The sequence below is a fragment of the Hippea maritima DSM 10411 genome, from assembly GCF_000194135.1.
Lineage (GTDB): Bacteria > Campylobacterota_A > Desulfurellia > Desulfurellales > Hippeaceae > Hippea > Hippea maritima.
Window position 1 is genome coordinate 164,308 of record NC_015318.1, and the last position, 20,657, is coordinate 184,964.

Annotated in this window: 22 protein-coding genes; 5 read left to right on the forward strand and 17 right to left on the reverse strand. The window is 36.6% G+C overall.

Annotation, left to right across the window (positions count from 1 at the left end):
• Nucleotides 1-38: 38 nt before the first annotated feature.
• Genes HIPMA_RS00835 through HIPMA_RS00845 form a run of 3 tightly spaced genes read left to right on the forward strand, consistent with a single transcriptional unit; the run spans nucleotide 39 to nucleotide 2,478 of the window.
• Nucleotides 39-554 carry a cysteine hydrolase family protein gene (locus HIPMA_RS00835; protein ID WP_013681190.1) on the forward strand — a complete coding sequence of 172 codons (516 nt, stop codon included), beginning with the start codon at nucleotides 39-41 and terminating at the stop codon, nucleotides 552-554.
• A 15-nt stretch (nucleotides 555-569) separates the two neighbouring features.
• Nucleotides 570-1,718, forward strand: a complete 1,149-nt coding sequence (locus tag HIPMA_RS00840) for a nicotinate phosphoribosyltransferase (RefSeq protein WP_013681191.1) — start codon at nucleotides 570-572, stop codon at nucleotides 1,716-1,718.
• The gene (locus HIPMA_RS00845) at nucleotides 1,711-2,478 is read left to right on the forward strand and encodes a TatD family hydrolase (RefSeq protein WP_013681192.1); all 768 of its coding nucleotides are present in this window, start codon (nucleotides 1,711-1,713) and stop codon (nucleotides 2,476-2,478) included. Before HIPMA_RS00840 ends, HIPMA_RS00845 begins: the two co-directional genes overlap by 8 nt.
• Here the strand turns inward: HIPMA_RS00845 and HIPMA_RS00850 are convergent.
• Genes HIPMA_RS00850 through mnmA form a run of 11 tightly spaced genes read right to left on the reverse strand, consistent with a single transcriptional unit; the run spans nucleotide 2,462 to nucleotide 11,750 of the window.
• Entirely contained in the window at nucleotides 2,462-3,313 is an 852-nt protein-coding gene (locus tag HIPMA_RS00850) for a phosphatase PAP2 family protein (RefSeq protein ID WP_013681193.1), read from the reverse strand. The genes HIPMA_RS00845 and HIPMA_RS00850 overlap by 17 nt on opposite strands.
• Nucleotides 3,310-4,152: a diacylglycerol/lipid kinase family protein gene (locus tag HIPMA_RS08960; RefSeq protein ID WP_013681194.1), complete on the reverse strand. Its 843-nt coding sequence runs from the start codon at nucleotides 4,150-4,152 to the stop codon at nucleotides 3,310-3,312. Before HIPMA_RS08960 ends, HIPMA_RS00850 begins: the two co-directional genes overlap by 4 nt.
• Nucleotides 4,149-4,919, reverse strand: coding sequence for an MBL fold metallo-hydrolase (locus tag HIPMA_RS00860; RefSeq protein ID WP_013681195.1), 771 nt, complete (start codon nucleotides 4,917-4,919; stop codon nucleotides 4,149-4,151). The genes HIPMA_RS08960 and HIPMA_RS00860 overlap by 4 nt, the downstream gene beginning before the upstream one ends.
• Nucleotides 4,907-6,139 carry a tRNA (N(6)-L-threonylcarbamoyladenosine(37)-C(2))-methylthiotransferase MtaB gene (gene mtaB, locus HIPMA_RS00865; RefSeq protein ID WP_013681196.1) on the reverse strand — a complete coding sequence of 411 codons (1,233 nt, stop codon included), beginning with the start codon at nucleotides 6,137-6,139 and terminating at the stop codon, nucleotides 4,907-4,909. Before mtaB ends, HIPMA_RS00860 begins: the two co-directional genes overlap by 13 nt.
• Entirely contained in the window at nucleotides 6,136-6,699 is a 564-nt protein-coding gene (gene hisB, locus HIPMA_RS00870; RefSeq protein WP_013681197.1) for an imidazoleglycerol-phosphate dehydratase HisB, read from the reverse strand. Before hisB ends, mtaB begins: the two co-directional genes overlap by 4 nt.
• On the reverse strand, nucleotides 6,696-7,598 hold the full coding sequence (locus HIPMA_RS00875) for a polyprenyl synthetase family protein (RefSeq protein ID WP_083809729.1): 903 nt from the start codon (nucleotides 7,596-7,598) through the stop codon (nucleotides 6,696-6,698). The genes hisB and HIPMA_RS00875 overlap by 4 nt, the downstream gene beginning before the upstream one ends.
• Nucleotides 7,561-7,779, reverse strand: a complete 219-nt coding sequence (gene xseB, locus HIPMA_RS00880) for an exodeoxyribonuclease VII small subunit (protein ID WP_013681199.1) — start codon at nucleotides 7,777-7,779, stop codon at nucleotides 7,561-7,563. Before xseB ends, HIPMA_RS00875 begins: the two co-directional genes overlap by 38 nt.
• Nucleotides 7,779-9,077 carry a nucleotide sugar dehydrogenase gene (locus HIPMA_RS00885; RefSeq protein WP_013681200.1) on the reverse strand — a complete coding sequence of 433 codons (1,299 nt, stop codon included), beginning with the start codon at nucleotides 9,075-9,077 and terminating at the stop codon, nucleotides 7,779-7,781. The genes xseB and HIPMA_RS00885 overlap by 1 nt, the downstream gene beginning before the upstream one ends.
• A gap of 12 nt (nucleotides 9,078-9,089) precedes the next feature.
• On the reverse strand, nucleotides 9,090-9,851 hold the full coding sequence (locus HIPMA_RS00890) for an undecaprenyl-diphosphate phosphatase (RefSeq protein ID WP_013681201.1): 762 nt from the start codon (nucleotides 9,849-9,851) through the stop codon (nucleotides 9,090-9,092).
• On the reverse strand, nucleotides 9,838-10,707 hold the full coding sequence (locus HIPMA_RS00895; RefSeq protein ID WP_013681202.1) for a DMT family transporter: 870 nt from the start codon (nucleotides 10,705-10,707) through the stop codon (nucleotides 9,838-9,840). Before HIPMA_RS00895 ends, HIPMA_RS00890 begins: the two co-directional genes overlap by 14 nt.
• Nucleotides 10,708-10,733: 26 nt before the next feature.
• Nucleotides 10,734-11,750 (reverse strand): tRNA 2-thiouridine(34) synthase MnmA, encoded by a 1,017-nt coding sequence (mnmA, locus tag HIPMA_RS00900; RefSeq protein ID WP_013681203.1) that lies wholly within the window; start codon nucleotides 11,748-11,750, stop codon nucleotides 10,734-10,736.
• 120 nt (nucleotides 11,751-11,870) lie between these two features.
• Here mnmA and HIPMA_RS00905 point away from each other — a divergent pair, with 120 nt between their 5' ends.
• Nucleotides 11,871-12,539, forward strand: a complete 669-nt coding sequence (locus HIPMA_RS00905) for a response regulator transcription factor (protein WP_013681204.1) — start codon at nucleotides 11,871-11,873, stop codon at nucleotides 12,537-12,539.
• Nucleotides 12,529-13,932 carry a sensor histidine kinase gene (locus tag HIPMA_RS08965; protein WP_013681205.1) on the forward strand — a complete coding sequence of 468 codons (1,404 nt, stop codon included), beginning with the start codon at nucleotides 12,529-12,531 and terminating at the stop codon, nucleotides 13,930-13,932. The genes HIPMA_RS00905 and HIPMA_RS08965 overlap by 11 nt, the downstream gene beginning before the upstream one ends.
• Before the next feature lie 138 nt (nucleotides 13,933-14,070).
• Here the strand turns inward: HIPMA_RS08965 and HIPMA_RS00915 are convergent, their stop codons facing one another.
• From HIPMA_RS00915 to HIPMA_RS08970, 6 genes are all read right to left on the reverse strand, one after another.
• Nucleotides 14,071-15,234 (reverse strand): MFS transporter, encoded by a 1,164-nt coding sequence (locus tag HIPMA_RS00915; RefSeq protein WP_013681206.1) that lies wholly within the window; start codon nucleotides 15,232-15,234, stop codon nucleotides 14,071-14,073.
• 291 nt (nucleotides 15,235-15,525) lie between these two features.
• Complete coding sequence (locus tag HIPMA_RS00920; RefSeq protein ID WP_013681207.1) at nucleotides 15,526-15,939, reverse strand: LysE family transporter; 414 nt, start codon at nucleotides 15,937-15,939, stop codon at nucleotides 15,526-15,528.
• 4 nt (nucleotides 15,940-15,943) lie between these two features.
• Nucleotides 15,944-16,366: a glycosyltransferase family 9 protein gene (locus tag HIPMA_RS00925; protein WP_041323912.1), complete on the reverse strand. Its 423-nt coding sequence runs from the start codon at nucleotides 16,364-16,366 to the stop codon at nucleotides 15,944-15,946.
• 589 nt (nucleotides 16,367-16,955) lie between these two features.
• Nucleotides 16,956-17,882, reverse strand: coding sequence for a class I SAM-dependent methyltransferase (locus tag HIPMA_RS00935; protein WP_013681209.1), 927 nt, complete (start codon nucleotides 17,880-17,882; stop codon nucleotides 16,956-16,958).
• A complete protein-coding gene (locus HIPMA_RS00940; protein ID WP_013681210.1) occupies nucleotides 17,879-19,423 on the reverse strand; it encodes an ArnT family glycosyltransferase in 1,545 nt (514 codons plus the stop codon). Before HIPMA_RS00940 ends, HIPMA_RS00935 begins: the two co-directional genes overlap by 4 nt.
• On the reverse strand, nucleotides 19,420-20,565 hold the full coding sequence (locus tag HIPMA_RS08970) for a phosphatase PAP2 family protein (protein WP_013681211.1): 1,146 nt from the start codon (nucleotides 20,563-20,565) through the stop codon (nucleotides 19,420-19,422). Before HIPMA_RS08970 ends, HIPMA_RS00940 begins: the two co-directional genes overlap by 4 nt.
• Nucleotides 20,566-20,657 lie beyond the last annotated feature (92 nt).

The following is a 20,657-nucleotide window of genomic DNA, read 5'->3' on the forward strand; positions in this document are numbered from 1 at the left end:
TATTTAGGTGTATCTTTGCCACTGTTTGGAGGTGAACTATGAAAGAGGCTGTATTGGTTGTTGATATGCTAAACGATTTTACCCTTGATAGCGCTCCTCTTAAGGTTAAAGAAAATGCCAAAATAATACCCAATATAAAAGCGTTGCTGGATGAAAAAAGAAAAAGCGGTACCGCAGTAATATATGTTTGTGATGCCCATGCGGAGGATGACAAAGAGTTTAAAATATGGCCAAAGCACTGCGTTAGGGGTAGCAAGGGTGCAGAAATAGTGGATGAGCTAAAACCTCAGGAAGGTGATTTTATAGTTGAAAAAACTACATATGATGGTTTTTATAACACTGAGTTGGATAGTCTCCTAAAGCAGCTTGGCGTGAAAAAACTAATAATTACAGGTTGCGTTATAAATATTTGCATAATGTATACAGCATCCAGCGCCGTTTTAAGGGGTTATGAGGTTGAAATACCCCTAAATTGTGTGTCTGCCTTGGATGAGCTATCCAGACAGTGTGCTATTGCTCAGTTTAAAAATGTTCTCAATGTAAAACTCTCATAAAAAGGAGAAAAAGGGATGTATATAGCGGATGAGGCGGTAATAAAATCTGGAAAGATAACAGATGTTTACTTTGAAAGGGCTCTTGAGGTAATTCAAGCAAAGGATCTTGATAAAACGGTAAAAGCCGAGATAACTGTAAAGGGATTACCTGAAGGCTATGATTGGGCTGTGTTTTGTGGGCTTGAGGAGGTGCTTGAGCTATTAAGCAGCAAGCAGGTAAATGTTAGGGCTATACCGGAAGGCACGGTATTTAGGGAAAACCAGCCTGTTATTGAGATAGAGGGTAAATATTCTGAATTTGCCGTTTATGAAACGGCTATTTTGGGTTTTTTGTGTGAGGAATCAGGTGTTGCAACCAAATCCGCAAGGATGAAAAAGGCTGCTGGTGGAAAAACCGTTTTATCATTTGGTGCAAGAAGAATGCATCCGGCTGTTGCACCGGCTATTGAAAGGGCTGCATACATAGGTGGATGTGATGGCTTTTCAACTGTTGCTGCAGGTGATATGCTTGGTATAAAACCATCGGGAACCATGCCGCACTCCTTAATGCTTCTGATAGGGGATACCCTAAAAGCGGCTGAATACTTCGATGAGGTTGTTAGTAGCAACGTGCCTCGTGTTGTTCTTATAGACACATACGGGGATGAAAAGTTTGAGACGATTAGGGTAGCAGAAAGGCTCAACAAAAAACTCAGCGGCATAAGATTGGATACACCATCCTCAAGAAGGGGTAATATGCAAAAGATTTTAGAAGAGTTGCGATGGGAGTTGGACATAAGGGGCTTTAAGCATGTTCAATTGTTTGTTAGTGGCGGTTTGAATGAAGAAAAGATCAAAGAGATAGCAGACTTAGCTGATGGGTTTGGCGTAGGAACAAGCATAAGCAATGCGCCTACAATTGATTTTTCTATGGATATCGTTGAGATAGAAGGAAAGCCGATAGCGAAAAAGGGAAAGATGTCAGGCTCAAAAAGCTTTTTAAGGTGCAATAAATGTTTTGCAAGCAGGGTTGTGCCATACACAACATCCCAGGTTGAATGCAACTGCGGTGGTGTTATGGAAGATTTGCTTGGCTATAAAATAAGAAACGGAAAACTCATATGTGAGTTTGAAGATATCAAAACCATAAAGGACAGGTGTTTCAGGGAGCTAAGGCATGTATAAGATTATTGATACCCATTGCCACATAGATATGGAGGAGTTTGAGCAGGATAGGGATGAGGTTATACAGCGCAGCAAGGCAGGAGGTGTAGATGCTATATTGGTTCCTGCCGTTGAACCTGAAGATTTTGATAAGGAGTTTAAGCTGACGCAGAGGTATGAGACTGTCTACCAAATGGTTGGTATACATCCACATGAGGCAAAAAAAGCCACACAGGATGCATTTGATAGAGCAATTGAATATCTAAACAAAAAGAAGTGTGTTGGTATTGGAGAGATTGGACTTGACTATTACTATGAGCACTCGCCCAGAGATATACAAAAGGAGGTATTTGCCAATTTTTTGGATATTGCAACAGAGAACGGCATGCCTGTTTCTATACATTGCAGAGAGGCTGAGAGGGATTTAATTGACATAATAAGATCCAAGAAAGACTTAAAAGGTGTAATACACTGCTTTAGTGGCAATGATGAGCTTTTAAAAGCCGGGCTTGATTTGGGGCTGTATTTCGGTATAGGAGGTATCTTAACTTTTAAAAAGTCTACATTGAAAGATGTTGTTAAAGAAATACCGCTTGAGTTTATTGTTTTTGAAACTGATGCCCCTTATTTGGCTCCCGTTCCAAAAAGGGGCAAGAGAAACGAACCTTTGTATATATACTTTGTTATAGATAAAATGGCAGAGATTACAGGAAAAGATGCAGTGGAGATATCAGATGTAGCCTACCATAATGCTTCTTCTGTTTTTAGCCTGGGTCTTTAGGATAAAATATAGTTTTTGATGTAAAATAAACCAAAAATGCAATTATGATACCGCTTATAACATCACTGAAATAGTGATACCTTAAAACAAGCGTTGAAAGTATTAAGGATAGAACTATAGGTAGAATAATAAGCGCTATTTTTCTGTTTTCATCCCAGAATAAAAGCACAACAAGTAGTGATATCTCTGTATGGCCGCTTGGGAAACAATCTTGTTTTATATGCTCCAATGCATTAAGCAATTGATGCACCGCATTAAATATAGCTCCACCGTTCAATGGCATATTGGCAAGATAATCCAAAGAGTAGCGTGGCCCAATGGCTGGTAGAAATATGTATCCTAAATAAGATAGATAGTAGCCTAAAGATAGGGCAAATAAACTATAGCTCAGTCGTTTTATCTTGTTTTTTGAGTAAAAATAGTAGATTACAAAGAATGGTAATACATAATAGGAAAGGTATGAAAGCTGTAGATAATCCACAAAACCTTTTATGTTGAAGATATTAAAAATTAAAGCGGCATCCTTGCCGAGAATAAGTCTGTCAAGTTTTATTAGAATGTAGTCTTTATTATGTGGGTTTATGTAGGGTACTATAAAACCTAAAGATTCAAAGACAAAACCTATAAATATGTAGGGATAAAAATATCTCAGAAGTCTTATTATGCGATTATGTGTCTCGTTGTAGATGAGAAAGACAGTTGCTGCTATTATGCTAACATACATTAAAGCTATAACTGAGGGTTGTGGGATGGTTTGGTAATTTATGAGAGTTATTGATAGCATAAATATGTAGAAACCTAAGTTTATGTAGTCAAATAAGCGGATATTTTTCATGTTATTAACTTTATTTGTTTGCCAATAGATATTTCTGCGCTTTTTGTTAAGAACTCATCTCCGTCTATTTGGGTTTTGAAGTTGCCTTTTACTTTTATGGGTCCTTCTGTGATTATGTGTTCAACAAACGGCGTATTGAATCTGTGAAGGCCGCTAAAGATTGCAAGGTTGTAATAAGGTAATGATAGTCCCCTATTTGCGCACCTACAGATAACTACATCAAAAAGAGGTTTAAATATGTCTATTTTTGCCGAAATTGTGTAGTTGCCTGCATATTTTTTTGCTTTGCTTACTATAGCCCAAACTGCCTCTATTCTTTTGTTTTCTATTTCTATTTCAAAACAGTCCCTTTTTAGGTTCTTTAAATACGAAACAACACCCGCACTGAAATATGCAAATTTGCCTGATATTCTTTTTAGTTTTGGATTTACGTTGTGCACGCTTTCTGCATCAAAACCAAAACCAGCCATAAGTATAAAGTAGGTATTATTTATTTTGCCTGTATATGCTGTCTTGGCTTTACCTCTTTTTATGGCTTGTATGGCTTTGCTGGCCGAAGCTTTACCAAATAGTTCAATGGCTAAAACATTTGTGGTGCCAGCTGGTATTATAGCTAATTTTGAGCTATTTAAATCTGCATTTATTACCTCATTTATTATGCCATCACCGCCGTATGTAGCTATTATTTCATAACTTCCTGCTATTTTATTTGCTATATCGGTTCCGTTTTTGGCTTTTTGGGTGAAGAAGATGTCTACATTGCCTAGTTGGTTTGCTATTCTTTTAAGTTTTTCTGATGAGAATCTTAAGGCATTGGGGTTTGCTATTATTGCTATCATAACTCAACCACCATACCATCGTAAGCTGCTACCACATCCACACCTGTTTCTGATGCAATCTGTTTTGCCACCTCCCAGGGCTTTTCTTTTAAGAAGGATAACCCAAAGTGAGTCATAATAAGCTTTTTTGGTCGATGTTTTTCTAAAAACTTGCAAACATCATCGGATGATAGATGTTTAAATCCGGGGCGCGTATGACAGAATACCGTATTCATGATTACGATATCCGCCCTGTAAAGTTCGGATAGATCATCAAAATACAGGGTATCCGGAATAAATGCAAATTTATGGGAAGAAAAAGAAAAAACAGCCCCATAAGTTTCTGTTGTATGTAGATGTTTCGCTTTAACCTCAATCTTTACGCCGTCTACTTCGTAGGTGGAAAACTCGGTTTGGTTTATGAGATGAAAGTTTTTTCTATTGTAGTGTAATATTACAGGATCAACTTCTGTTGCCTCATAGGGTGCAAGGACAGTGCCTCTCTTTTTATGTCCGCCCTCAGTCATCGACTCTATAATAGCATTTATATCGGCAGAGTGATCTAAGTGTCTGTGGCTTAAAAATACACCGCTTAACTTGCTTGGATAGAGTTTGTGTTTTATTGCCTCAACCAAAGCGCCAGGGCCGGGGTCTATCGCAAACAGTTTGCCGTTTAACTTAAACCAGATGCCCCCGGATTTTCTTATTTGGTTAAAAACGGTAAATCTGCCACCGCCTGTTCCTAAAAATATCAACTGATTATCCGAGATCGTATTTATCCTGCCCATTCTACATATCCAAATCTACCATCAAACTCTTTAAGTATGCCTATTTTTAGTCCTGTATCATACCTATCCACAAGCACGGGAAAATATTGGCTTGTTATGGCTTTATAGAATCTGCCTTTTTGCGTGTTTACCTGCGTGGTCTCTATGATAAATTCAACCTCTTTGCCTATCATTTGTTTTATTGAGTTTTTCTTTTTCTGCTCAAATAACTCTCTTAGTTTTCTATTTCTTTGTCTGACAACAGGCCCTTTGGGTAGATCGAGTTTTAAGTTATATGCTGGGGTGTTGGGTCTTTTTGAATAGCTAAACACATGCGCATAACTTAAGGGTAGTCTCTTTACAAACCAATAGGTTTCTTCAAATAGTTCATCGGTTTCTCCAAAGAAGCCAACAATTATATCACACCCTACAAACACACCCTTTTTGTGGCAGTAGTTAACTATCTTTTCGTAATGTTCTCTTTTGTAATTCCTACCCATGAGTTTTAGTATTTTATTGCTGCCCGATTGTAGGGGTATATGGAGGTGGTTTGCAAATCTTCCACTGGCTACTATATCTATGAATTCTTTATCCACATACATCGGCTCTATGGAGCTTATTCTAACCCTAAAATCACCCTCAAGTGCATCTATATCCCTAAGAAGTCCCTTAAGATCCCTGTATGAGCCTATATTTGTTCCCGTTAAAACTATTTCGGAAAATCCGGCTTTTGCAAGTGATTCAATCTCACTCAGAACCTTATCTTTTTCTTTGTCTCTTTCTCTGCCTCTCAAAAAAGAGATTATACAGTAGGTGCAGTGGTTATTACAGCCCTCCTGAATCTTTACAAATGCCCTACTTTTGCCTCTGTATTGAGAGAGGATTCTTTCAAGTGGATATGTTTTGGTCTCATCCGATATGTCATTGATTGGGTTTTTAATGAGCTTTATTATTTTATGTTTATATGAATTACCGGCCAAGATAAACCTATCTTTTAATTTCTCTTCCAGATAGCTATCGCATCCGGTATATACTACCCTACCTCTTTTAGCTGCTGATTTGGCTAAAAGCCTCGACTCCTTGGAAGCTTTAGCCGTAACGGCACAAGAATTTATTATATAGAAATTAGCCATATCCTCAAAGTCAACGATTTCATGTCCTTCTTTTGTTAAATCTTCTATCATTAATTGTGTTTCATATTGATTGAGTTTGCAGCCCAATGTCTTTATGGCTATTTTCATAGGATTCCTTTTGTTGAAGGGGTTTCATCTGTACTTTTTAGGGCAGCTTTTAGGCTGTGGGCGGTAGATTTAAAAATAGCCTCCGCGATATGGTGTTTATTTGCCCCGCTTAGTTGTTTTATATGTAAAACCATGCCACCATTAAAGGCAAACGCCCTGAAGAACTCCTCAATAAGTTCTGAGTCAAAACTGCCTATATTACCTGTCAATCTGGCGTCGAAATTCAGATAAAACCTGTTGCAGATATCAACACTTGATAAGATCAAGGCATCATCCATAGGCACAATAGCCCATCCAAATCGAGCAAAACTTCTGCCTTCAAGGGATTGCTTTACGGCTTGCCCTAAGACAATACCCACATCCTCAACGGTATGGTGGAAGTCAACCTCAAGATCTCCTTTGGCTTTCACCATCAAATCAATCCCCGAATGCTTAGATAATGCAGAGAGCATATGATCAAAAAAACCTATACCCGTATCTATATTAAAATCACCTTTACCATCTATATCAACCCTTACAACAATATCCGTCTCTTTGGTCTTGCGTTTTAATTCTATCATCTGTCCCTCTCAACGATTAATTTAGCTATGTCTATTAGCTCTTTACTACCTTTAATGTCTTTGATTTGAAGGATAGCCATATCTTTAAGCTTTTGAGCTATATCATAAGACCTTTTGAGTCCATAAACTTTAGGATAGGTTAGTGTATTATTGATTTCATCTACCTTTTTTTTACCCAGTTTTTCCTCATCTCCCACAACATCCAGATAATCGTCTATTATCTGGAAAGCAACGCCTGCATAAAGGCCATATTTTGCAAGCCTGTCCAATTGCACATCATCGGGATTGCCACAGATTGCGCCACATACAACACTAGCCTGTATGAGTTTGGCGGTTTTATGTTTGTGGATAAAGTTTACTAATTTTTTGTGCGAGTGTCCTTTCAATCTATCTCTTGAGCTTAGTACATCTACCACTTGACCCACAACCATGCCACCAATACCGGCATTATTTGAAAGCCATTTTACAATTTTAACCTTCCTTGCATCATCTATGGGGGCATCGGCTATAACATTAAAAGTATATGTATTCAATCCATCTCCTACAAGGAGAGCTAAATCCTCACCATACACCTTATGGTTGGCAGGTTTGCCCCTTCTAAAATCATCGTTATCCATTACGGGCAGATCATCATGGATCAAAGAGTATGCATGCATTAGCTCTATAGCTGATGCTATATGGAGGCTTTTTGTTTCATCTGCACCAAACATATCGGCAGCACACATAACAAGCATCGCCCTTATTCTTTTTCCGCCGCTCTTTGGCGTATAAAACAGCGCTTCCTGAAATATCGGAGGGAATCTTTTTATCTGCGCAAGTTCATTTATAAAATTATCAACCAACTCCTTATAATGGCTTAGCTTACTCATCATTAAAATCCTCTGTTTGGATCTTGCCATTTTCTATGGATTTTATTGTTTTTATCCTGTTTTCAGCCTCTTCAAGCTTCTTTGAGCAGAACTCAACAAGCTTCATACCCTCCTCATACAGACCTATAGCCTCATCAAGCATAATATTCTCATTTTCAAGCCTCTTGGCAATCTCCTCAAGCCTTTTTAATGCCTCCTCAAAGCTCTTCATCACAAACTCCAATAGATAGCGTTTTTAACCTTATTTTTATCAACAACTCCCTTTATGTCAACAAAAACACCGCCTTTATCTGTTAGATTTATCCATTTATCTATCTCGTCCAATAGGTCTTTGTGCTTTACAGCCAGCACTACTAAATCGTAATTGCTTCTTAATTGCTCTCTTCTTCTTAGTTCTATACCGTATTCGTTTTTTACTTCTTTTTCATCTGCAAGTGGGTCAAACACATCAACCACAACACCAAACTCCTCCAACTCCCTTACAATATCTATAACCCTGCTGTTTCTTATATCTGGCACATTCTCCTTAAATGTAATACCTAAGATAAGTGCCCTGCTTGATAAAATCGTTCTGCCACTCTTTATAAGCTTTTTGACCGCCTCTTTAGCTACATATTCACCCATGGAGTCGTTTATGCGCCTGCCTGATAGTATAACCTCAGGATGATAGCCTATCTCCTGAGCTTTGTATGTCAGATAATACGGGTCAACGCCTATGCAGTGTCCTCCAACAAGACCAGGTTCGAAGGCTAAGAAATTCCATTTGGTTTTTGCAGCATTCAATACGGCGTATGTATTTATGCCCATCATGTTAAAAATTTTAGAAAGCTCGTTCATTAGAGCTATGTTTATATCACGTTGGGTGTTCTCTATAACCTTAGCAGCCTCTGCGACCTCTATAGATTCTGCTATAAAGATGTTGTTGTTGTTTATCTGACCGTATATTTTAGCTAACAGTTCCGCTGTTTCTTGATTACAGCCGCTGACTATTTTGGTTATCTTGTCAGGTGTATGCACCTTATCGCCGGGGTTTATTCTCTCGGGTGAATAGCCAACAAAGAAATCCTGGCAATACCTTAGATTGGAAACATTCTCCAGTATCGGCACACACTCCTCTTTTGTGGCAAACGGATACACTGTTGACTCATAAACCACTATGCTGCCCTTCTTTATATGCCTTGCTACGGTATTTGTGGCACTCCTTAATGGTCTTAAATCTGGAAGCTTATGTTTGTCTATAGGTGTTGGCACAGCAACGATAAACACATCAGCCTCATCAAGAACACTCTCATCGCAGCTAAACTCTATCCCATTTTTTAAAAAATCTACTCCCTCAAGCTCTCCCGTTGAATCTATACCCTTCTTTAGTTCCTCAACCCTTTCCCTTTTTACATCAAAGCCTATGGTTTTAAAGTATTTTGATAGATGATATAGAAGCGGCATACCCACATAACCAAGTCCAATTACAGCTATAATCTTTTCCTTGTTCAAAAATTCTTCTATTCTCATCTTACCTCCCACCTAAATTATCATAAAAAATACAGCAGCGATTATTATTCTATATATGCCAAAACTTATAAGTGTATATTTGCTTACAAAGCCTATAAAACCCTTAACTGCTATCAAAGCCGAAAAGAAGGAAACAACAAATCCTATAGCTATCAGATGCCATTGTGATGGCGTTATATGTAATCCGCTTTTGTATACATCGTATCCTGTGGCTGCAAGCATCGTTGGTATGGCAAGCAGAAACGAAAACTCCACAGCTTCTTTTCTTGAAAGTCCGGCAAACATACCGCCAATAATACTTGAGGCAGAACGGGAGGTGCCAGGTATTGATGCCAAGGATTGAAACAGCCCCACCAAAACCGCGCCCTTATAACCCATCTGATCTATTTTGCCTGAGGGTTTCTTTTTCTTGAAATAAACCTCAAGCAATATGATCAATACACCACCAACAAAGAGAGAGTAAACAACCAGATGCGGGTTAAAAAAATAATGTTTTATGATCTTGTAAAGCACAAAACCCACAATTCCTGTCGGAATGAAGGCAAAGATCACCCTTTTCCACATCTCAAAGTCCCGTTTTAGCCTATCAAAATACAGAAACACCACACTCAGGATAGCCCCAAGCTGTATAACAATCTCAAATGTTTTAACAAAATCGGTCTGTTTTATACTCAACAGCGTGCTTGCAAGGATCAGATGTCCTGTTGAGGATATGGGCAGAAACTCGGTTAGCCCTTCCACAATTCCCAGTATTATTGCATCAACTATTCCCATTAAACACTCCTTTTGTAAGTTGTGATTTTAGCGTTTGCAAAATCCCGCTTGCCACGATCATCAAACCGCCCACTATCTTATACAAGTTTAAATCCTCTTTAAAGAACAAAAAGCCAAACATCACGGCAAAGAATATCTCCAAATAGGAGAGTATGCCGTATTCTGCAGCCTTCAGATGCCCTATGGCGTTTATCATAAGCATTATGGCAAAAAGGCCACAAACCAAAGACATGGCTAAAACTACAGCTAAATCTCCCATCGATAAACTAAAGGATGGTTTTAAAATAACAAGAAACGGTAGGATTGTTAAAAATCCTGCAATAAACTGAGAAAAGCTTATGCTAAGCAGGTCGTCTCTCTGCTTTATTGCTCTGTTTGAAACAATCAAAAGCCCATATGAAAGGCCTGACAGTAACCCATAAACAAAAGAGGATAGGCGGTCAAGTGAAAACCTAAACTCAAGTGTCGTTATAAGCCCTGCCATTGCAAGACCCAAACAGAGCAGATCAAATCCTGACAACTTTTCCTTTAAAAAGAAAACGCCCCCAACCGCTGCTATTTGGGGGCCTAAGTACAAAAGCAAAACAGACAACGACATCGATGTGGATTTTATAGATTGAATGTAAAATATGATCGTAAGGCTTAAAAACACACCGCTTGCTATAGTGGCCTTTGAAGGTAAGCCAAACCTGACCCTTTTGAGTATCAAAAGCAAAAACAGCACCACAACGGGGATGCCAAGCCTGAAAGCCGTTAAAACAAAGGCATCAATATCAACGGCCTTTACAAATACGCCGAGGCTCCCCATAAACAGTGCAGCTAAAACTGCTGATAAATAACCGATTTTTTTATCCATAGGCCGATTATATAAAAAAGTTTGCTTTAATCAAATGCCTCTTCTATAAATCCTGCCAAAATCACAACATCTTCAAGATAGACACATGCAACCTGCCCGGGCGTTGGTGCAAAGACCGGATGATCAAACTCCATAAGGAAGCTTTTTTTATCCAACGTGATGGTGCAGAATGCCTTGTCCATTTTTGAGCGGAGTTTGGCTTTGGCTTTGAATTTTTCACTTGGTGCATAAAGCAGATTTTCAACAGAAGCCCTAACCGTTCTTTTATAAAGCTCTTTCTTTGTGGATAGGTATATATTGCCTGTTTTGGGGTGTATGCTTTTTACATACAGGGCCTCTTTGTAGGCTATCCTTAAACCTTTTCTTTGACCAACAGTATAGCTGAATATACCCTCGTGTTTTTTTATCTTCTTGCCGCTTAGTATGAAATATCCCTCTTTTTCCTTTAGCCTATTTTTTAACAGGTCTCTATAATTACCCCTTACAAAACAAACATCAAAGCTATCTTTCTTTTGCGCTAAAGATAGGTTGATCTTTTCCGCTATTTGCCTTGTTGTTTCTTTTGAGTTTAGTTCACCTAAAGGAAACATAAGCTTCTTTATCTGACTCTCGTTCAAGAAGCATAAAAAATAGGATTGGTCTTTCTCCGAGGGTGATTTTGCAATAAGGGGTTTGTTTAACAGCTTACGGCTAATTCTTGCATAATGCCCTGTCGCAAGTTTGTCGCAGTTTAGTTTATCTGCTACTTCCAATAGATAATTAAATTTAACATATCTGTTGCAAACCACACATGGGTTTGGCGTTTTTCCGTTTAGGTATGTATTAAAGAAATAATCAATTACACCTTTTTTGAATTCCAAAGAATAGTCAAAGCAGTGCCACTCTATGCCTAAAAATTCAGCTATTTTTTCTGCCTGTTTAATGTAAGACTCATCATCGTATAGCTTGAGTGTAATACCGACAACCTCATGGCCTTCTTTTTTTAGCAAAAACGCCGCAGTGGCAGAATCCACACCACCCGACAGTGCAACGGCTACCTTCATACAGGCTTAATATACACATTTAAAGCTTAAAGTCCAAAAACTTAGAAATTTTGGTTTCACGCGCAAATATTAACATTTTGTAATTTGACTTAGTAAGTGTGAGGTTTTATAAATGTTTGTATGAGGATTCTTTTAATTGAAGACGATAAAGAAACTGCCCATTTCATAATTAAAGGTCTATCTGAGAGTAACTATACGGTTGACCATGCTGATAACGGAAAAGACGGTCTCTATCTAGCCGTGAACAGTAAATATGACCTTTTAATAATCGACAGAATGCTACCCGGAATTGATGGGCTTAGCATAGTAAAAATGTTAAGAGCTGCAGACAAAAGAATGCCTATTTTGATACTTAGCGCTCTTGGCAGTGTTGATGAAAAGGTGGAGGGCTTAAGAATTGGTGCTGACGATTACCTTCCTAAGCCGTATGCCTTTTCTGAGCTCCTAGCCAGGATTGAGGTTTTACTCAGAAGAAACAAGGAATCTCAGGCTAAATTTTTGCAGGTTGCGGATTTAAAGATAAATCTTGAAAATTACACGGTCACAAGGGCAGCTAAGAAAATAGAGCTAAAACCTACTGAATTTAAGCTGTTAGTGTATCTTGTGCGCCATAGAGGTCAGGTTATAACCAGAACAATGCTGCTTGAAAACATTTGGGGATATAATTTTGACCCCCAAACCAATATTGTTGATGTTCATATAAGTAGATTAAGATCAAAAATTGATAGGGGGTTTGATAAAGAACTTATAAAAACCATAAGGGGAATAGGATACAAGATTGAAGAGTAGTTTAAGAAAGCTTTTTCATACCACTGCAGTGAGGTTATCCTTAAAATACTCCCTTGCATATATTTTTATATTAGGCTTGGCATTCTTGGTTCTTTATTGGTTTATTACGGTATTTGTTCAGGATCAAATTAAGATTAATCTTTTAAGGGAGTCCAAAAAGATAGAATCCATTTACATCGGTAGAGGATTAAAAGCCGTTAAAGATTACATATTGTCCCACGAACAATTCAAAGGAGAAGATCATAAATATTATCTTCTTGTTGACAGAAGAGGTAATATTATCGCAGGGGATTTAAAAAAATGGCCTTTAAACCTAAAAACCGGTGATCCTGTGAAGAATATATGGGTTTCCGATAAGGACATTATTGGCAAAGTTGAAGATGGCGATGGTTTTTGGCCAATGATAGCAATTCGTTTTAAAGATGGATCGAAAACTTTGATAGCTCAAGGAATTAAAGGCACGGAAGATTTAAGGGAGACTCTATTTGCAATAATGGCGGGTATATTTACTTTAATAGTTATATTGCTGCTTGTACTGGGGTTATCCTTAGGGAGAAATATAGTAAAGCATGCTGAAAATATAGAAAACGCATGTAAGGGTATAACTGATGGAGATCTGTCAAAAAGAATAAAACTAAGTAATAGAAATGATGAATTTGACACTATAGCAGGACATATAAACGACATGCTGGATGAACTGGAAAGGTTTATAAAACAGTCAAGGGAAGCATCCAATAGTATAGCTCATGACATAAAGACACCCTTAAACAGGATAAGGAATAAGCTTGAAATGGCTTTACTTGAAAAAAAAGAGTGCTCATTAGAGTTTTTGAGTAGCGTTATCAATGACATAGACAGGATAATAAAAATGATTAATGCGCTTTTGGATATATCACGTATAGAGACGGGCGCTTTAAGAGAAAATTGGAAGAAAGTAAATATTTCAAAATTGATACAAGAAGCTGTGGATTTTTACCAACCGCTTGCCGAAGATAGGGGTATAGAAATATCCTTAAATATAAATAATGGCCTGTTTATTAATGGTAATAAACAACTGCTTTCTCAGTCAATGCTCAATATACTGGATAATGCTTTAAAATACACTCAAGAAAACAGTAAAATATTTATTTTGGCCAAGAAAGAAGGGAATTTTATTGTTGTTTCTGTGTGTGATAATGGGCCTGGTGTAAAAGCAGAAGACTATGAGAAGTTAACAAGAAAATTTTTTAGGCTCGACAAATCTCGAAATTTAGCGGGAAACGGTCTTGGTCTAAGCCTTGTAAAAGCTGTAATGGATCTGCACAAAGCAGATTTGATTTTCAAAGAAAACAAGCCCGGTTTGTGTGTAGAGATGAGGTTTAAGGCAGTTCAGGAGTTGTCTGATAGTTTATAAAATACAGAGAATTAAAACCCGATAGCACAAAACTATTTACCTGTTGAAGGAATTAAAAAACATAAAAATCAATGACAAACATAGATACAACAGATGCGAATGTAGTAGAATATAGACACATTTAAGATTAAATTAAGGTCAATCAGAAGAGAGAAAATCTGCTGCATAAAGTACATAAAATACCGTTATAGAAATACAGCCTGCAAGCGAAAACTCGAGCGCCGCACTCACACCTATATGTTTCCAAATTGTGCCGCATATATACGCACCGGATGCCCCAAACACTGCAACGCCTGCATAAAAAATACCGTATATTGAGCCTTTGTTGTCGCTTGAATCTGCAATGAGTGCCCTGTTGGCATTAAGTGATATAACGGTAAAGAGCCCTAAAAATATATAGGCAATCCATGTAAAAACAGGCTTTTGAATATAAAGCAGAAACTGGGCAAAAATTCCGCTTGCATAGGCTACAAGCATCATTTTCTTTGTGCCTATCTTGTCTATAAGGATACCGGAGAGATAGCTTGTTGCTGTCTGAGTGGTTGTGGATACAATAAAAAGCAGGGGAATAAATGTTGTAGCAATGCCGACACCCTTTGCCTGCATTGTAAAGAATGCCTCGTTAAAGATGAAAAATATAAAGATAAAGTAGAAAAACAGTATTTTTACGGTTGCCTTATCCTTGTATGTGAGTTCAAAATGAGCAGCACTTTTTTTCTTTGCCCTCTTTACATTTTTTACAAATAGCGCAACTATTGCCACACCTACAAAACCCGGTATGAGCGTCGCATGAAATATATTTCGTATTATAGTTTCATTTTGACCGAAGTGGTAAAGCAGTGCAAAAAGGAGAATCGTTCCGCTGAGTTCTCCTGCGATATCCATTGTTTTGTGAAAACCGAATGTTTTTCCGCTGCGTTTTTTCTTGCTGTAGAAAGCAATCATCGAATCTTTTGGGGCAGAGCGCATAGCCTTTCCAACCCTTTCCACGGCCTTAAGCAGAGCGATTTCTATATAGTTATATGCAGAGCCAATTAGAGGTTTGGAGATGGCTGATACGAGGTATCCTCCGACAACAAGCGGTTTAGTAATATTTAAACGGTCGCTAATATATCCGGAGACGAAGCGCAAAGCGTAGGATACAAATGTGGAAACAGCAACAATAATACCCAATTTATCCACACCTTCGTGTAGTGTATAAACAACAAAAACGGGCAGAACGGGATTAATCATAGCTGAAGCCATATCTGTAAAATAGCTTACCCACCCAAGCAGTACCACATTTTTGTCAATATTCTTCATAATTCATACACTCTCATTTAGGTTGCAATTTAAATTTTAGTGTAATTAATTTTATCATAAAAATTTAAACAATACCTCTATAGATTTAAAGAGAAAATAGAAAGATAATACAATCAACAATGCTCCCATAATTTTATTGATTTTACCTTCTGTCTCGTAGGGTATTTTTTTTACCTACTTTCCTTAAAAACAAGGCAAGGCTTGAAAGGTAAGAAGCTATGCCAGCACCGGCTGATAGAAGAAAAATGACCGTATATACTGGTTTAAAATTAGATACTATTCCCACGCTTTTTATAAATTCAAAACAGAATAACCACAGAAAATTATCGGTGGATTTGTGACAGCCAGGGAAAATCCTACAAGCAATGATGTATGAGATTTAAACAGCATTGTTTTTTCAGTATTGTTATAGCCATCCTTATCGTTGTAAATTAACGTAAAAACTCCCAGAACAATTAGTATTATTCCGCCTATAAGCCAAAAGAATGCCTCCACCTTTTCATCTTTTAAGAAAGGTGCTATCCCAAACATAGCTATAAATCCATACATCAAATCCGATGTAATAGAACCTGCAACAACCATTAAAGCTTCTTTGATATAGCCAGTCATTGATCTTTTGGCTATCTCAACCTGAGTTGCACCTATAGGGATAGCTGTAAAAAAACCGATTATATATGATACTATAATTAACAGAATAAATCTCACTGCACTATTGCTCTTTGGATAAATAGTTTATTATATCTTTTGCAACTTCAAATTCATTTATACCCTCAAAACACCTTATTTTTTTACATTTTTTTGCTTTTTTGTTTACACATGTTAAGTTTCTACACACGGCGTTGGAGATATATAATTTTGATGGTGCATCCTGACCAGGATTTAGGAAATGACTGTTATACGAATCATATCCGTACATTCGAGCCGAAGTGGCCCCAAAAATAGAAAAAACCGCTGTTTTGTTTCTCAGCTGACCCCCTGATTCGCTGAATTTTCTTGCTGCGGCAATGTGCATGGTTCCTGTATCCGATGTAACAAAAACATCACAAAAATCTATTAAGGCTGCGTAAACATCAATAGGTATATCCTTTGGAACTATAGTGATTTTACTGCAATTTGACAAGGATTTAATCAAATTTTCCTCAATGCCTGTATAAGTATGCCCTGAAGTTAAGAGGATGGCTTTAACAAAGTCCGATTCGCATAATTTTTTATTATATTTACTTGTATCTCAAAAGGAATTTGTGAATAAATTGACGTGGCATTGGGATTAAAAAGAACTAACCCTTTTTTATTTATTAGTGCTTTCTTAAGTAAAAATTGCTCGGCTTTGTGTATAGCTTTATTAGGCAGCCATATTGAAGGTACAAAAATATCGACATCTATTTCTGGGTTGTTGCTACTTCTTAGATTGCTGAATAGGTTGGAAAAGTAATTGTATGCTTGGTATGATATATGATTTATATTATTATTCATAAGCTCGTTATAAATAATACTTGCTGATAATGCTTTGTAGTCTATGAAAGGTGATTGCTCGTCATCTACAATAGAATCTTTTTCAAAAAAGGGGCACAAGTTTATTGCAAAATCGTATTTTTTTGAATAAATTAGAGAAATAACCGATTTTCTGCTTGTATGTATATCATAACTGAGAATGTTAAGTGTATCATTGACATAAGGATTGTTGGCAATAAGATTGTAAGTATTTACATTAACAACATAATCTATTTTAGATTGTGGAAAAGCTTTTTTGTAGCCAAGACGACACTTTGAAGGTTTATCGCATCGCCTATGTTCAAATCACTGATAATAAGTATTTTTTTAGGGTTTTTTACTTTTTCTATAATTTTAGTGTCCATTTTTTGCAAAAGATTTACTACAAATGCATTGGTAGCTAAAGCAGCAAAGCCGTTTGTAATAAATTTACCTGTTTTTGGCATTGTGTCGGTAATTTTCGAAGATACTGAAGCGATTGCATCGGGAAAGTAAAAAGAATTTACAAATTCTGTAAGTTTGTCGTATAAACCATATAATAAAGAAAAATTATCCTCAAACATAGATATCACCTCTAACCTATTTTTACATTTTATTACAGCGGCAGGTGGCATGTTTACCCACACAATATTTGCAATATATGTTTCTTTAAAAATTTTTCTCAGAATTTTTCTGAATCTGATTTGACTTGTCAGAACAAACGTGTGTATGTATGAATAAGTTAGAAAAACTCCTCCTGGATCTAATATACTGTAAATTATTTTCAACAGACTAATTTGTGTCTTTTGATTAAAAGCTGTCCAAGGAAGGGAGGATATTATTGAATCAGCTTTGTTAATGCAGTACTGTTCCATGTATTTTTCTACATTTTCAACAGAGTCGTTTATGACTATGGCATTGGGAAATTTTTTCTTTACTATTTCTGTGAAGGTTCTGTTTATGTCAAAGGTCATAAAAATAGCCCCCGAGGGAAGATTTGATACTATATCTTCTGTTATTGCACCGTTGCCACAGCCAAACTCCAACACAACCTCAGCATTGTTAAGTTCTGCTTTGTCAATCATAATTGAAGATAAAACCTTGGATGAGGGAGCTATTGAGCTAACGGTTATGGGGTGAGATAAAAATTGTTTTGAAAATTCTAAGATATCTCTCACTTTAGCACCTCCTGCTTTGGTTGCTCTATTTTTATAAGTGCCGTTGGCTCTCCTCTATCCAATGCAAAAAAGATTACTTTATAGTTTTTGAAATAACTTAAATATTTCCTTTTTGTATAGACATAGAATGTGTCTTTTTTGTTCTTGAAAAAAATTATACTTCCTGTATCTTTAAGACATCTTCTTGTATACGCTATCAAGGATTGATTGTTAATCCTAAATTCGTATAGGGGGTAAGGATTATTTAGCATTATTTTCCATATTTTTTTCTCAGGTCTATGAGATTCTAATTGCATTAATGTTATCGATAAAAATAGACTTACAATTATTGTTTTGTAAAAGATTGTGTTTTTTGGATTGTGTGCGAAGTTTAACATGCCCATGCATACTATTCCAAAAAAGGCGGTGGGTATTAGCAAATACAACCTTTCTTCAAATAAATAGACCGAAATGGCAAATCCAATGGCAAGTTCTATTGTAAACATGATGACTGATTTTGTTTTGGTGTTTTCTAAACTATCCATATATTGAGCGAATAAAATACCCAAAGGTAAAAAAGAGACGGCTATATAGTGTGGCAGCTTGTTATATGACATTGAGAAAAATAAAAAGACCCACGCAAACCAACTTAGAAGCACTCTGTTTTTGCTATCTTTCAAATCCACTTTTTTCGATAGGTCTTTCACATAAGGCCACCAAAAGAACAATACGGCTATTAATATGGGTACATAGTAATAAAAGGGGTTTGGATGTTGATGCGCTCCGCCTGTGAATCTCTCTATGTTATGATAGATAAAAAATTTATTTATAAATTTTATTCCGTATAGGAGATATAACTCTAAATACCATGGAACGCTAACTATTGCAAAGATTGCAAGGCCTAAAATGTTTTTCCTTGTGAAAAATTTTTTCAAACCTGTTTCTTTTTTTACTATCCATAGATACAACAGATAGTTGAACCCTGGTACGACTATGCCTATAGGGCCTTTTACTAAAAAGGCCAAAGCTGTTGTAAGCCAAGCAATACAATATTTTTCTTCTATGAAATAGTATGTTGCCATCAATTCAAATAGAATCAAGCTCATATCCGGATATACGGATCTAGTTAAATAAAAGAAGAACAAAAAGGAGAAGTAGGCAATAATTGAGTTGGTTGAAATTTTCTCTGATCTGAACAGCGTATAAGAGAGTTTGTAAATATAAATCGCAGTAAATGCCCCTGATATAATTGAAGGTAAACGTGCTGCGTATTCTATTATTCCAAGTGGATCTATTCCATTTCTAATTAAAAAATCAACAGAAAACAGCTTAAAAAACGCCACTAATTCCCAGTAAAACAAGATAGGTTTATCAAATCTTACATGACAATTGAAAAATGGCACCAAATAGTTCTTAGATTCTATCATCTTAAGGGCGGCATCAACATATTTAGGTTCGTCAGGGGGAAAGAAAGATACATAAAAGCTTCCAAATGAGAAGAGCAAAAATGAGAATACAAATAAATTTAATTTGTTTTTGAAAACCAACTCAATGAACTTCATCGGCTCTGCCTCTTTTTAGCTTTTTTAACAAAAATCCAGAAGCTTTTATCCATTGCTTCCGATGGACTACCAAGGTATGGAAAGTGCAAATAAAGTAAAGATAGTTGCTCATCGGATCGTTTGATGGGGTAGTTCTCCACATAATATTTCCAAATTGCGCTTACAAGGCCGCTTCTGTCTGCGCCTGCCTTGCAGTGTATAAGAATTGGCTTTGGTATCTTTTCTAGAATGTTAATCAATTTGATTAATTTTCTGGGTTTTGCGATTTTATTTGGTGACAATCTAAAATCTATGTGCACTAAGTTCAATTGCTTTGATAATTTTATTTCTTCTTTATACCAGTTTTTTCCCTGTTGCTTGCCTCTGAGATTTACAATGCTTTTTATGTGATATTGTTTGATGTAGTATAAAAGCTCATCTTTATCCAGTTGGCCGCTTCTGTATAATGCACCGTTTTCTACGGTGTGAAAATTGCCATTTTCTTCCATATATACTTCAAAACATATTACTGAGCTTGCTATTACTAATAAAAGTAGCAGTAATATTAACATCTTCCTGTTTTTTATCTTTTGAAGCAGAAACTCCCATAGTCTTTCATATATTAGAATGATCTTTTCATTTAAAGGGTTTAGAATTCCTTTTAGTTGAATTATTAAAAAGGGGGGAAGTAAGGCAACTGCAAATGATCCAACTATGTCTAAGGGCCAATGAACCCCGCTGTAAACCCTTGCAAGACCCACCATAAGCCCAAGAGCCGTTATAATTAAGCCGTGCAACCTTAGTTTGTGTTCTAAAAGAAGGTAAAACCCCAAAGATAGAAATAGGGTAACATGGTCTGAGGGGAAGGATGAGTCAGCAGAATGTTGAAAAAGAACTTTGCCTATATGCATCATAAAAGGTCTTGGATGGAAGTAAATTAAGGATATCAAGTAATTTATTAAAAGCCCAAGTAAAGCTGAGTAAAAAGCCAATAGAGACTGTTTTTTGTAATATTTACTGCTCTTTGCGAACATCCATATCAGATAGATAGGTATGACAAAGACAAGATATTTTGCGACCACTATTGCCAAAATAGATAATATTTTGCAGCTTTTTTCATATCCGTTTATCATTTTGAATATTTCCAAATTAGGATTGCCCATAAAGCCACCTCCTATTGTTTGCATTTTATGCATATTGGATGAAATCTGATTTGACTTTTTATTAAAAATTTTTAATTTAACAGTTAGAGTGG